Origin of the sequence: Mesorhizobium sp. M7A.F.Ce.TU.012.03.2.1 (assembly GCF_004006095.1) — a bacterium.
Classification (GTDB): Bacteria; Pseudomonadota; Alphaproteobacteria; order Rhizobiales; family Rhizobiaceae; genus Mesorhizobium.
Map to the genome: position 1 here is coordinate 140,629 of NZ_CP034779.1, position 12,147 is coordinate 152,775.

At 63.0% G+C, this 12,147-nt stretch carries 13 protein-coding genes; 9 read left to right on the forward strand and 4 right to left on the reverse strand.

Translation table 11 applies throughout. From position 1 onward, the window contains the following. Positions 1–26 precede the first annotated feature (26 nt). The 5 genes from EJ079_RS00735 to EJ079_RS00755 all read left to right on the forward strand — a co-directional run bounded on the left by EJ079_RS00735 (position 27) and on the right by EJ079_RS00755 (position 5,331). Positions 27–1,379 (forward strand): extracellular solute-binding protein, encoded by a 1,353-nt coding sequence (locus EJ079_RS00735; protein ID WP_127807793.1) that lies wholly within the window; start codon positions 27–29, stop codon positions 1,377–1,379. Positions 1,380–1,489: 110 nt separating this feature from the next. Continuing rightward, positions 1,490–2,428, forward strand: coding sequence for a sugar phosphate isomerase/epimerase (locus EJ079_RS00740; protein ID WP_127807794.1), 939 nt, complete (start codon positions 1,490–1,492; stop codon positions 2,426–2,428). Next, on the forward strand, positions 2,425–3,360 hold the full coding sequence (locus tag EJ079_RS00745) for a sugar ABC transporter permease (RefSeq protein WP_127807795.1): 936 nt from the start codon (positions 2,425–2,427) through the stop codon (positions 3,358–3,360). The genes EJ079_RS00740 and EJ079_RS00745 overlap by 4 nt, the downstream gene beginning before the upstream one ends. Beyond that, positions 3,360–4,259 carry a carbohydrate ABC transporter permease gene (locus EJ079_RS00750; RefSeq protein WP_127397089.1) on the forward strand — a complete coding sequence of 300 codons (900 nt, stop codon included), beginning with the start codon at positions 3,360–3,362 and terminating at the stop codon, positions 4,257–4,259. Before EJ079_RS00745 ends, EJ079_RS00750 begins: the two co-directional genes overlap by 1 nt. A 1-nt stretch (position 4,260) precedes the next feature. Next, positions 4,261–5,331 carry a Gfo/Idh/MocA family oxidoreductase gene (locus tag EJ079_RS00755; RefSeq protein WP_127807796.1) on the forward strand — a complete coding sequence of 357 codons (1,071 nt, stop codon included), beginning with the start codon at positions 4,261–4,263 and terminating at the stop codon, positions 5,329–5,331. On the opposite strand, the gene EJ079_RS00760 is transcribed toward EJ079_RS00755, so the two are convergent. Beyond that, positions 5,328–6,134 (reverse strand): SDR family NAD(P)-dependent oxidoreductase, encoded by an 807-nt coding sequence (locus EJ079_RS00760; RefSeq protein ID WP_127397087.1) that lies wholly within the window; start codon positions 6,132–6,134, stop codon positions 5,328–5,330. The genes EJ079_RS00755 and EJ079_RS00760 overlap by 4 nt on opposite strands. Continuing rightward, the gene (locus tag EJ079_RS00765; RefSeq protein WP_127807797.1) at positions 6,131–6,985 is read right to left on the reverse strand and encodes an NAD(P)-dependent oxidoreductase; all 855 of its coding nucleotides are present in this window, start codon (positions 6,983–6,985) and stop codon (positions 6,131–6,133) included. Before EJ079_RS00765 ends, EJ079_RS00760 begins: the two co-directional genes overlap by 4 nt. 232 nt (positions 6,986–7,217) lie before the next feature. On the opposite strand from EJ079_RS00765, the gene EJ079_RS00770 reads away from it, so the two are divergent. From EJ079_RS00770 to EJ079_RS00780, 3 genes are read left to right on the forward strand one after another with little or no spacing between them, the layout of a single operon-like run. Continuing rightward, positions 7,218–7,862, forward strand: a complete 645-nt coding sequence (locus EJ079_RS00770; RefSeq protein WP_127399136.1) for an isochorismatase family cysteine hydrolase — start codon at positions 7,218–7,220, stop codon at positions 7,860–7,862. 48 nt (positions 7,863–7,910) lie between these two features. Next, positions 7,911–8,453: a MarR family winged helix-turn-helix transcriptional regulator gene (locus EJ079_RS00775; protein WP_127807798.1), complete on the forward strand. Its 543-nt coding sequence runs from the start codon at positions 7,911–7,913 to the stop codon at positions 8,451–8,453. A 44-nt stretch (positions 8,454–8,497) separates the two neighbouring features. Next, positions 8,498–9,691 carry an amidohydrolase family protein gene (locus EJ079_RS00780; RefSeq protein WP_127399212.1) on the forward strand — a complete coding sequence of 398 codons (1,194 nt, stop codon included), beginning with the start codon at positions 8,498–8,500 and terminating at the stop codon, positions 9,689–9,691. Positions 9,692–9,694: 3 nt separating this feature from the next. On the opposite strand, the gene EJ079_RS00785 is transcribed toward EJ079_RS00780, so the two are convergent. Beyond that, positions 9,695–10,279, reverse strand: a complete 585-nt coding sequence (locus EJ079_RS00785; RefSeq protein ID WP_127329177.1) for an amino acid synthesis family protein — start codon at positions 10,277–10,279, stop codon at positions 9,695–9,697. After that, complete coding sequence (locus EJ079_RS00790; protein WP_023809103.1) at positions 10,276–10,860, reverse strand: amino acid synthesis family protein; 585 nt, start codon at positions 10,858–10,860, stop codon at positions 10,276–10,278. The genes EJ079_RS00785 and EJ079_RS00790 overlap by 4 nt, the downstream gene beginning before the upstream one ends. A 255-nt stretch (positions 10,861–11,115) precedes the next feature. On the opposite strand from EJ079_RS00790, the gene EJ079_RS00795 reads away from it, so the two are divergent. Further along, on the forward strand, positions 11,116–12,120 hold the full coding sequence (locus tag EJ079_RS00795) for a BMP family ABC transporter substrate-binding protein (RefSeq protein WP_127267638.1): 1,005 nt from the start codon (positions 11,116–11,118) through the stop codon (positions 12,118–12,120). The last annotated feature ends 27 nt before the right edge of the window (positions 12,121–12,147 follow it).

Genomic DNA, 12,147 nt, shown 5'->3' on the forward strand with positions numbered 1-12,147 from the left:
TCGGCATTGGCGTAAAGGAGAGCCAGATGCCCCTTCAGCAGAGAGTGACCCACCGTCCGAAACAATGTCCCGCCGCTCCCATCCTTGCCACCGCACTGCTAGGCCTCGGCCTGATTACACTGCCCGGCATCGGCCACGCCGAAGGGATCACGCTCAAGATTTTCGGCGGCTCGGCGCTCGACGAACTCGCGCCGCGTCAACCGCCGGACGAGCAGAAGAAAATCCAGCAGCAGGTCATCGACGGTTTCCTCAAGGCCAACCCCGACGTCGCCGCCGTCGAGTGGGATGCCCAGGGGCCGCAAACCGATTCCATTCAACGCGTGATGACAGCCAAGCTTGCAAACCAGGAAATGGATCTGATCGCCTGCCCGGCCTTCTACACCAATGGCGCCTATGTCAGGCGCAAACTGGTGATGCCGATTACCGACAAGATCAAGCCGTTCCAGGACAGGATCGACGCCGCTGCACTTGGCGCCTTCACGGTCAACGGCCAAGTCTACGGGGTGCCGATCTCGACGCTGTCGACATCGACGATCTTCTACAATGTCGATCTCTTTCAGAAGCTCGCCATTCCTGTCCCGCCAACCTATGACGATCTGAAGGCAGCCGTGCCGAAGTTCAAGGCCGCGGGCGTGATCCCTCTGCTGCATCAGGGCTCGAACACCGTGATGTGGCCGATGTGGTACTTCGAGACCTTTTCGCAGGCATCGGGCGACCCGGTCGGCAAGACGCAGAAGAACCTCGAAGGCACGGCGAAATTCACCGACGCGCCCGATGTCGAGGGATTCAAGCTGATCAAGCAGTGGGTCGATGACGGCATCCTTTCCAAGGATTCGCTTTCCGTCGACCAGGACGGCATGCGTGCGGCGTTCGCCGCCGGCAAGAGCGCCATGTATTATGGCGGCACCTGGGAAATCCCGTCGCTCCAGTCGAGCGTCAAGGACTTCAAATGGGGCGTCTTCGCCTTTCCGAAAATGGACGGAACGCCGGGCGCGCCTGGCCATGGCGGCGGCGCCGACAACGGCATGTGCGTCGCCTCCTCGATCCCGCCCGAGAAGCTCGATGCCGCGGTCAAATTCATCGAATATCTGACACGGCCTGAAGTCGCGACGCTCTACCTCGCGCCGGAACAGCCGATCGCGGCCTCGATCAAGGGCGTGCCGCAGGTGGACGATGCCTATGCCGTCGAATTGCGCAAGCAAGCCTTCCCGAACACGATCAAGTTCCTCGACTGGATCTGGCCATCCGAGGTCGCGAGCGCCACGTCTTCGGCAATCGCCGGCATCGTCGGCGGCACCACGACGCCCGAAGACGCCGCCGCATCGATCCAGACCATCTTCGATGACCTCAAGGCCCAGGGCAACTGGCCGCCCAAATGAGGCCCTGAAGTAGCGCCTGCAAGCGAGCGCCCATCCAGCCGGGCTGATGTGCCAGGCAAGAAAAACAGAGGCTGCCTGCTTCGGGCAGCCTCGCCCATCGGAGAAAACACATGATGACACATCGCGCCGAACGGCAGCGCTTCTCGATCGGCTATCATCTGAACAGCTGGGACCTGACCGGCCTTCCGCTCAGGCCGGCCATCAAGTTTCTCGCCGACCAGGGCTTCGGCTGGTTCGAAATCCTCGCCTTCACCAGCCTGTCGGACCAGTACGCTCGCAAGTACATGCAGCTCGGCAACCAGGCGCCGATGGGAGTGACCACCGACACCGACATCTTGCGGCGCTATGCGCTGCTGTCGGAAGGCCAGAGCGAGTATGGCATCAAGCTCTCCTCCTTCTACGTCAATGCGATTTTCACCAACCCTGTCGCCTGGACCTATGAACGGGACGTTCTCGTCGCGCTGGCCAGGCTGCTGAAGGGGTTCGGCTCACCGGTGCTGGTTCTCGGCGGCGGTCCATCGGAAGCCGCTGCCGGGGCGCACACGGCCGACGACTACCGGGCCTTTTGCCGGGCGCTCGAGGATATCGGCAAGCGGACGAAGGACCTTGGCATCGAGACGGTCTATCACCCGCATCTCGACACCTTCATCGAGCGTCGCGACCAGCTCGATCGCATGATGGATGAACTGGATACCGGTCTGGCCGGCCTGTGCATCGATCCGGCGCATCTTGCCCACACCAATTCCGATCCGGTCGACGCGGTCAAGACCTACATTTCAGCCGTGCGCTACATGCATTTCAAGGACACCAGGGTCGATCCGGCGCTGAAGGGCTATGACCGCTATGGCGCCTTTTGCGAGCTCGGCGCCGGGGTCGTCGATCTCGCTGGCATCGTCGACGTCCTGCTGGATGCAAACTACGATGGCCTCGCCATCATCGAGCTGGATGCGTCCAAGAAAACGGCAGAGCAAAGCACGCTCGAGAGCATCGCCTATGTCAGGGACACGCTCGGGCTGGTGCTGACCCCGCAAGGCGCGAAGGCCACATGAGCACGCGACCGCAAGAGGCGGCTCCTGTTTCGAGCCGATCCGGCACCTGGCGCTTCAATGCCGGGGACGGGGCGGTCGCATTCGTCATGATCCTGCCCGCCGCGATCCTCTTCGGTCTTTTCTACCTCTGGCCGTTCGTCAACGGCTTCTGGCTCAGCCTGCACAATTGGGACGGGTTTTCCGACCCGACCTGGGCAGGTATTTCCAACTACAAGCGGCTCGTGCACGATCGGATCTTCCTCGGTGCGCTGCGCAACAATTTGATTTTCGTCTTTGCCGTCGTCGTCCTGAAGAACGTGCTCGGCCTCGGGCTGGCGCTGCTTCTGAACCGGGCGCTGCTTGGCCGCACCTTCTTCCGCGCCGCCGCCTTCGTCCCGGTGACGATGTCCTTCGTCGCCGTCGGCCTGCTCTGGTCCTGGATCTACAATCCGGTCTTCGGCCTGCTCAACAGCGGGCTCGATCTCATTGGCCTCGCCGGGCTGAAACGATCATGGCTTGGCGACGCCGACATCGCGCTCTACTCGATCATCGTCGTCGATGTCTGGAAATGGCTTGGCTTCCATGCCGTCATCTATCTGGCCGGGCTGCAGACGATTCCCTCGGAGCTTTATGAATCGGCGAAGATGGACGGCGCCGGCCCCTTGCAGCGCTTCCGGCACGTCACCGTTCCGATGATGATGCCGATCATCTTCATCAACACCATCCTCGGCCTCTCCGGCGCCTTCGTGCGCAATTTCGACATCGTCTATGTCCTGACCAAGGGCGGCCCGAACCACGCCACCGAAGTGGTGCTCACCTACATGATGAGCAAGGCCTTCCAGGACGGCGCCATGAGCTACGCCGCGGCGATCGGCTATGTGCTGTTCATGATCGTCGGGCTGGCCAGTGTCGGCCTGCTGGCCCTGATGCAGCGGCAAAGGCTCGACGTCTGATGAGAGCCGCCAACCTTTCGCTGAACGATGGCGCCGCCGGCTCTCGCCGTCGCGGGCTCATGCAGCGCCTCGGCATGCGCGGCATCCTCGAAATTGGCGGCATCTATGCCGCGCTCATTCTCGTGCTCTTCGAGACCCTTTATCCGCTGCTTTGGGTGCTGTTCGGTTCGCTCAAAACCAAGCAGGAAATGCTCAGCAATGTCTGGGGTCCGCCATCGAGCCTGGTGCTGCAGAACTATGCCGATGCCTGGCGGATCGCCGGCATGGGATCGCGCATCGTCAACAGCATCTTCGTCACCGGCTCGGCATTGATCATCCTGGTGGCCGTCGCGACGCCGTGCGCCTATGCGGTGGCGCGTCTTCGTTTCCCCGGACGCGGTCTTGTGATCGCAGTCGCGGTTGCGGCCATGCTGGTGCCGCCGCAGGTGATGGCCATTCCGCTGTTCCTGGTGGCGCGCGATCTCGGCCTGATAAACAGCCGGCTCGGCATTGCCTTCATCTATGCCGCGACGTCGCTGCCGCTTTCGGTCTTCATCCTGCGCAGCTTCTTCATCACATTGCCGGCCGACCTCGAAGATGCCGCGCGCATCGATGGCGCCAGCCGGCTCGAGATCCTGATCCACATCATGCTGCCCCTGGTGCGGCCGGGCGTGGCGCTGATCCTCATCTTCGGCTTCATCGAGATCTGGAACGATTTCTTCCTGGCCTTCCTGCTGTTGCGCGACCCTTTGGTGCAGACCATCCCGCTAGGACTGGTCAGCTTCTTCCAGCAATACGACTCGCTCTGGACGCTCTATTTCGCCGCGTTGACGATCACGACACTGCCGGTGATCGTCGTCTTTGTCGCCATGCAACGGCAGTTCATCGCCGGCCTGACAGCCGGCGCCGTGAAGGGTTGACATGCAGGATCGCGTTATTGGCGTCGGCGTCATCGGCTGCGGCGAGATCGCCCAGCTGATGCACTTGCCCTATCTCATGGAATTACCGGCGTTTCGCATCGCCGCCTTGTGCGACATCTCTCCCGGCACGGTCGACAAGGTCGCGGAACATTATGGCGTCACTGCCAGATATACCGACCATCGCGCGCTGCTTGCCGACCCGAATGTCGATGCGGTCGTGATCTGCACCTACGATCATGGCGAGATGGTCGCCGATGCAATCCGAGCCGGCAAACACCTGATCGTCGAGAAGCCGCTTGCCTTCACGCCGCAGGAGGCGCGCCCGCTTGTCGAGCAGGCCGAGCGGAGCGGCCTCGTCGCCCTTGTCGGCTACATGAAATTCTATGATCCCGGCTATGAGACCGGGCTGGAGCGCATCGCCGCTATCGGCCGGCCGAAGTCGATCCATGTCCACGATTTCGCGGGCCGCTTCGACCGTTATGGCCAACTCTACACCCAGACCAGGGTCACCGACGTGCCGGCCGATGTGTTGGCGGCGGGGCGCGAAACGGTCGCTCGGCGCATCGAGGCGGCGCTCGGTGTGGACCATGCCGGCTATCGCGATCTCTATCTTGTACTGCTCAGCCTCGCCAGCCACGACCTTGCCGTCATGCGCGGTGCTTTCGGCACGCCCGACCGCGTCGTCCATGCGCAACAGACCGGCCCGAACCAGTTGCTGGCCGTGCTCGACTATGGCGGCGTCCCTTGCCTCTTCGACATGGCACTTGCCCAGTATGAATGGTGGGACGAGTGGATCCATGTGCATGGCGAGCGCGACGAGGTGCGGATCGAATTCCAGAACCCCTATTTCCGCAATGCCTCGGCGACTGTCCGGCTACGTGAAACGACAGGCGAGGCTGCATCCGAACGCGTTCTGCCTGGCGTTCCTGATACGTCGTTCCGCCGCGAGTGGCTGCATTTCGCCGATTGCATCCTTGCCGGTGTTAAGCCGCGCACGCCGCTTTCGGGCGGGCTCGCCGATCTCGATCTTGCCGTCCGGATCATCCAGGCAATGCCGCCGAAAAGACTTTAGCGAAATTTCGGAAACGCGCCGCCGGCCGGCGCGTTGGCCCAGCTCTGCAAGGTCTGGCCGCCGTCGATCAGCCAATCCACGCCTGTGACGTGCTTCGCCTCGTCGGAGGCCAGGAAAGCCAGGGCGGCCGCGACATCGTCCGGCTGGCCGATGCGGCGCAACGGAATGCGGTCGGCGAAATGCTGGACGCTGCTCTTGAATTCGCCGTCGCCGGAAGCCGGCACGCCAAGCGTCGTCTCGATCACGCCGGGGCAGATGGCATTGACGCGTATGCCATAGGGCGCGGCATCGAGCGCCGCGACCCGCGTCAGGCCGACCACGCCGTGTTTGGAAGCGACATAGCCAGCTCCCCCCGAAAGGACGTCCCAACCGGCCATGGACGAGCCCATGTTGACGATCGAGCCACCGGTCCCGGCCTTGATCATCGCCCGAAGCGAAGCCTGCAGCACGAGGAAGATGCCGCGCAGATTGATGCGGATGGTCGTATCCCAGTCCTCGACCGGCAGGTCGTGAACGGGAGCGACGACGCCGGAAATGCCGGCATTGTTGAACACCACGTCGAGGCCGCCGAACGTCTCAACGATCGCCTCGACGGCGCGCCGCACATCCGCTTCGTCGGTGACGTCGGCTTCGATGGCAATGGCGTTTTCACCCAGTGAGCGAGCCAGTTGCTGCGCCGCCGCGCCATTGCGGTCGACAATGGCGACCCGTGCGCCTTCGTCAAGGAAACGCCGCACCGCTGCGCTGCCGATCGCGCCCGCGCCGCCGGTGACGAGAACATTCTGTTTGTCGAACCGTTTCATTGTCCGGCCTCCGGCTTCGGATAGGAACGCCACGAATGGCTTGGCTCGAAGCCGATCGTTTCGCGCGCATGGATCGTGTCGAGCACGGCGCCGAAACCGGCGATCGGCCGTGACAGGGGGACATCAGGGTAGACCCGGCGCAAAAGCGCTTCGGTTTCCTCTTCCATGAATGTGTCGGCGGCGCTGAGGAGGACGCGCAGATGGCCGTCGCCTTGCCATTCAAGCGCCCGCAGGAAGCCCTGACCGGCGTCGCGCCCATCAAGATAGGCCCACAGGTCACGGGCACTGTCGGCAGTGGCGCGGCGCGGCGCGACGCCCTCGAAAAAAGAACCCGGCGTCTGGATCCACGGCATGCGGATACTGACCGCCGAAAAGGCGCCGCGGCGCACCGCCGCGTCGACGATTTCCTCGCCCAGCCATTTCGACAGGCCGTACGGGTCCTGCGCGCCGACCGGATGGTTCAGGTCGACCGGCAGATAGGGCGGTCGAACAGGTTTCTCGAAAAAGGGATAGCCGAAAACGCTGAAGGACGAGGCATAGACGAAGCGCCTGGCGCCGGCCATGGCAGCTGCCTCGACCACATTGTAGGCGGTCGCGATGTTGGTCTTGAACACCTCGCCGCCGGCCCGGCCGGTCGGCCGCGGAATGGCCGCGACATGCACAACCGCATCGCAATCGCGCACCAGCTGCAGCGTCGACCCCAGATCGGTCAAATCGGCGGTTGCGTGGCGCCATGCGACCTCACCCGGCACTACGGCATCGACACCAAGCACATCGTGGCCGGCCGCAACCAGAGCCTCGGCCACATGGCGGCCAAGCAGGCCACTGGCTCCGGTGACGATGGTTTTCATATCTCGACCTCGGCTCCGCAATTAAGCGGCTTGAATATCATTGATGGTCATACAAATCGAGCACATGCCTGACAAGCGTTGTCAAGGCCATTTCGCGATGGACAAATAGCGCATACGCTTGTCGGAGCGCGGTGCGCAAGGCCGACCAGCACGCTTTGCGTCGAACGGGATTGACTTGGCATCCACTAGGGTTTTTTGTATGAGCATCAACGATCGGTCAAAGGAGCTCGCCATGTCCGTGGACAGTTTTTCCTCACATCGGCACGATGACGCGGTGCGTCTCGATTCACGCCGTGCAGCCGTTGTCGTCATCGATATGATCAATGAATTCTGCAAGCCCGGCGGGGCCATGGTCCTGCCTGGGTACGAGACGCTGGTCGGGCCGCAACTGGCCGTGATCGAGGCCGCGCGCGCCGCCGGCGTGCCGGTGATCTGGGTCCATGACAGCCACCGGCCGGGCATGCGACGCGAGCGCGAATGGCTGAAGCGCACGCCGCATTGCCTGGACGGAAGCTGGGGGCCGGAGATCATCGAGGATCTCGGCGCCCGCGATGATGAGATCCATGTGATCAAGCGGCGCTACTCGGCCTTCTTCCAAACCGACCTCGACCTGACGCTGAAAGACATGCAGATCGATCAGTTGATCATCTTCGGCGTGGTCACCAATATCTGTGTGCGCTCGACCGTCCACGATGCCTTTTTCGAGGGCTATGAGGTGGTAGTGCCAAGCGATTGCTGCGCGGCAACGGGACCACGCGAGCAGGAAAGCTCGCTGTATGACATAGCGACCCATTTCGGCGTGATCAGCGATTCGGCTGATGTCGTCGCAGCCCTCCGCGACGGGACATCGCTTCAACCAGCGAGGGTTGCGGCTTGAGCTTTTTCCGGCCGGCGACATCCAAGACAGCGGCGATAGGAGTCCGGTGTGACGACTGAAAAGAAACCGCAATCCAAAAAAGGCGAAACGCCGGGAGGCGATGCACCCCTGAGCCGCGAGCAGGTGCTGCAGCAGTACGCCGGGACCGGCTATGAACTGGACCGCCACCCGGCGCACGTCATCCGCCGGGCGCATCAGCGCGCGACGTTGCGCTTCCAGCAGGTCATGGCCGGCGAAGACCTTTCGCCAACGCAATTCGCGGCGCTCGCCACGATCCTCAAGCATGGCGAAGTTTCGCAGAACCATCTCGGCCGGCTGACGGCGATGGACCCATCGACCATCAGCATCGTCATGCGCAAACTGCTCAAACACGGGCTGATCACGCGCAGCGCCTCCGAAACCGACCAACGCCTGACGATGATCGCGCTGACCAGCAAAGGGACCGACTATACGCTGGAGCGGCTCGAACGCAGCGTCGAGGTCGGGCGGCGGTTCCTGTCGCCGCTCTCACCGGCCGAGCAGGCGACGCTGCTTCGCCTGCTCCAGCGCATCAACGACGACGACCCATCGAATGGCGACGGCGGCAAATAAGCTGCGTCCAGTCCTTTTTTCCATAACAGCAAAAGTGAGAACCGATGTCGTCCGACCTCCAGTCGTCTGCCAACACGCTCGTCGTCCGCAATATCGGTCTCATGCTGAGTGGCGATCTAGCACAACCGATCATCGACGCCGACACCATCGTCGTGACCGATGGACGTATCACCGGCATTGGCAAGGCAGGCGACATTGATGGCGGCAGCGCGGCGACGGTCATCGATGCGATGGGCTGCGCGGTCGCGCCGGGTCTTATCGACAACCACGCCCATCCGGTGGCCGGCGACTGGACGCCTCGGCAGAACCAGATCGGCTGGATGGATTCGACCGTGCATGGCGGCGTCACCACCATGATCTCGGCGGGGGAAGTCCACACGCCGGGCCGACCGCGCGACCTGGTCGGGCTGAAGGCGCTGGCGATCGCTGCCCAACGCACCTTCTCCAACTTCCGTCCGAACGGCATGAAGATCCTGGCCGGGGCACCGATCCTGGAACCCGGCCTTACCGAGGAAGACTTCCGCAGTCTCGCCGAGGCCGGCGTGACGCTTGTCGGCGAGGTCGGGCTTGGCGGCGTCAAGGATGGGCCGACCGGCCGGCAGATGATCGCCTGGGCGCGCAAATACGGCATGACCTCGATGACCCACACGGGCGGCCCGTCGCTGCCCGGCTCCGGCCGCATCGGCGCGGATGTCGTGCTGGAGGTCGACGCCGACATTGTCGCCCACGTCAATGGCGGGCCAACCGCCCTGCCCGACGCGGAAATACGGCAGATCTGCGAGAAGGGCTCGAGGGCGCTTGAAATCGTCCATAACGGCAATTTGCGCACCGGACTGTTCGTGCTCGACCTGGCACGGCAGCGCGGCGAACTTTCGCGCGTCATCCTCGGCACCGACAGCCCGGCCGGATCCGGCGTGCAGCCGCTCGGCATCCTGCGGACGCTCACCATGCTGGCTTCGCTGGGCGGCATCGCGCCGGAAGTGGCGTTCTGTCTTGCCAGCGGCAACACGGCGCGCGTGCGCAGACTGGACGATCGCGGTTTGATCGAGGTCGGTCGCGCCGCCGACCTGATCTTCATGGACCAGGCGATCGGCGGCGCCGGCGACGGGCTGCTCGACAGCGTGGCGCTCGGCAATCTTCCAGGCATTGGAATGGTCGTCATCGACGGCGTGGTGCGGACCGGCCGGAGCAGAAATACGCCTCCGGCGCTCCGGGTGCCGGAAATCCTGGCGGCCTGACGGTCAGCCGACGCCGTCAATCCCGACAATCTTGTCCTTGGTCAGCCCGCCGACGCGCGGGTGCGGCCTGCCGGAATCGGTGACGGCGATAGCGACGACGATCTCGTCGGCACGCGGTGCGTCGGGAACACGAACCTCCATGCCGTCGAAATGGCTGCGCACCCGCGCCGCATCCTTGTGACCGAGCGGAATATCGAGCGACACGCCGAGGCCGCCGCGCTTCTTCGATGAAGGAATGAGCGCGGCGCCCTTGCCAAGCACATCGCGGAACGGGGCGCCGAGCTTTGGATGAAGGATGGCGGCGGCATGTTCGAGCTCGCCATCGGCGCCGACGGCGGCGGCCTTGCCGAAGCTCTCGACCCGGTCGCCGGCAATGCCCAGAGCAGCGACCGCGCGCCTGGGCAAGATATCGCCCAAGGCTTCGCCTATGGCGCTCAGTGCCGACAGGTCCTCGACATAGGTACCCGCATAGGGGTTGCGGATCACCGCAATGGCTGCGGCACGCCGCGTCGGCGGATCGACGGGCCGTCCGCCTTCGATCCGGGTTTCCTCGACGATGGTGATGATGCGGCGAATTTCCGGGCTCATCGCAATCCGTCCTCGCCCTTGATGTCGGCGGCAGCAAGGCCGCCGACCCGTGCATGGACGCGTGCGCCGGTGGTCATCGCCAGGATGACCGCCATTTCGTCGCCGCGCGGCGCATCGGCAATGCCTATCTCGATCGCATCGAAATGGCTGCGCACATAGGAGGCGTTTATGTGCGTGATCGGGATGTCGATGCGCGTTCCGGGGCCGCCGACCTTCTTGGTCGAAGGCACGATCGCCTTGGCATTGCCGAGCAGTTCGCGCATCGCATAGCCGCCCGGATTGTGCCAGAGCGCGCCATGTTCAAGCTCGCCGGCGGCGCCGACTATGGCACCCTTGCCATAGCCTTCGATGGCCTGGCCGCCTTCACCAATGGCGTCGATCAGGCGCCGGGCCATATCGAGACCGAGCGGCTTCAGGTCTTCCATGAAGCCGGTGATCTCCTCGACATAGCGTCCGGCAAAAGGGTTGGCGATGACCGCGACGACCGCGCCTCGCTTGAGCGGGCGTGCCGCGTGGGGTCCGCCCTCATGGAATATCTCTTCGACCTGAACCAGAAATTTCCTGACCACCACAGCAGGCATTGTTTCGCTTCCTTCATCCCGTCGTTCATGAAAACTCATTAGAGTATCAACAATTATGCCCGTCGACATTTGTCAAGCGCAGACGTCGAGCACGTGGGCGAAGGGCCAAGAAAACTGCATCGGATGACGATTGACAGCCTGTTAAGCCGCTCCTAAACTCATATGACCATCAACGAACTCGCCGTTATTACGGCGACATGTGGGGGATGGTCAAAGCGTGGCTTCAAAAGCTGAAAAAAGCTGAAGGGGAATGACATGAAAAGGGCGCTCAAGAGTTTATTTCTGGCCGGCACGATGCTTGCCATTTCGTTCGGACCGGCCGCCGCACAGGCCAAGGTTTCCGTGGCCGCCATCTCGGGATATTTTGCACAGGGTTTTGGCGTTTCGATCGTCAACGGCCTCAACAAGGCCAAGACCGATTTCGGCATCGACCTCAAGCTTGTCGACACCGGCAATCGCGCGCTCGACTACCAGCAGCAGTTCGAGAATCTTGCCAAGGGCAAGCAGTACGACCTCATCTTCGTGATGGGCTGGGAGCTGGTGGACTCGCTGCAAAAGGTCAGCGCCGAATATCCCGACCAGCGCTTCGTGTTCATCGATGGCGTCCTCGACAACCCCAAGATGATCTACGCCAATTTCGCCGAGGAGCAGGGATCCTTCGTGGCCGGTGCACTTGCCGGCATGATCGAAGCCAAGGGCACCGCCTTCGACAAGATCGGCGACGGCAAGGCGATCGGCTTTGTCGGCGGCCGCGATATTCCGGTGATCCGCAACTTCCTGGGCGGCTACGAGCAAGGCGCCAAATATGCCGCGCCCGACGTCAAGGTAAACTCCGTCTTCGCCGGAACCTTCGACGACCCGGCCAAGGGAAGCGAACTTGCCCAGGCGCTTTACGGCCAGGGCTCGGACATTGTCTACAACGTCGCCGGCCCGACGGGTGAAGGCGTGATGCAGGCAAGTGCCGCAGTCGACAAATATTCGATCGGCGTCGATATCGACATGTGCGGCTCGGCTCCCGGAAATGTCCTCGCCAGCATGCTGAAGCGCGGCGACATCGCCGTCTACACGCTGATCAAGGACGAGGTCGAGGGCCGCAAGATCACCGCCGGCACCCGCACTTTCGACCTCGCCTCGGGCGGTGTCGAGGTCAAGGTCTGCGATGATATTGCCCCAAAGATCCCCGCTGACGTGACCGCCAAGCTGGACGAGATCAAAAAGGGCATCGTCGACGGCAAGATCGTGATCGCCAAGGCAAAGTAAGCCAACAACAGCGCCTCCCTCCCAAGA

What these genes read in the sequence shown, in the direction of transcription:
- EJ079_RS00735 (WP_127807793.1), top strand. Translation starts at nt 27, where the DNA reads ATGCCCCTTCAGCAGAGAGTGACCCACCGTCCGAAACAATGTCCCGCC.
- EJ079_RS00740 (WP_127807794.1), top strand. Translation starts at nt 1,490, where the DNA reads ATGATGACACATCGCGCCGAACGGCAGCGCTTCTCGATCGGCTATCAT.
- EJ079_RS00745 (WP_127807795.1), top strand. Translation starts at nt 2,425, where the DNA reads ATGAGCACGCGACCGCAAGAGGCGGCTCCTGTTTCGAGCCGATCCGGC.
- EJ079_RS00750 (WP_127397089.1), top strand. Translation starts at nt 3,360, where the DNA reads ATGAGAGCCGCCAACCTTTCGCTGAACGATGGCGCCGCCGGCTCTCGC.
- EJ079_RS00755 (WP_127807796.1), top strand. Translation starts at nt 4,261, where the DNA reads ATGCAGGATCGCGTTATTGGCGTCGGCGTCATCGGCTGCGGCGAGATC.
- EJ079_RS00760 (WP_127397087.1), bottom strand. Translation starts at nt 6,134, where the DNA reads ATGAAACGGTTCGACAAACAGAATGTTCTCGTCACCGGCGGCGCGGGC.
- EJ079_RS00765 (WP_127807797.1), bottom strand. Translation starts at nt 6,985, where the DNA reads ATGAAAACCATCGTCACCGGAGCCAGTGGCCTGCTTGGCCGCCATGTG.
- EJ079_RS00770 (WP_127399136.1), top strand. Translation starts at nt 7,218, where the DNA reads ATGTCCGTGGACAGTTTTTCCTCACATCGGCACGATGACGCGGTGCGT.
- EJ079_RS00780 (WP_127399212.1), top strand. Translation starts at nt 8,498, where the DNA reads ATGTCGTCCGACCTCCAGTCGTCTGCCAACACGCTCGTCGTCCGCAAT.
- EJ079_RS00785 (WP_127329177.1), bottom strand. Translation starts at nt 10,279, where the DNA reads ATGAGCCCGGAAATTCGCCGCATCATCACCATCGTCGAGGAAACCCGG.
- EJ079_RS00790 (WP_023809103.1), bottom strand. Translation starts at nt 10,860, where the DNA reads ATGCCTGCTGTGGTGGTCAGGAAATTTCTGGTTCAGGTCGAAGAGATA.
- EJ079_RS00795 (WP_127267638.1), top strand. Translation starts at nt 11,116, where the DNA reads ATGAAAAGGGCGCTCAAGAGTTTATTTCTGGCCGGCACGATGCTTGCC.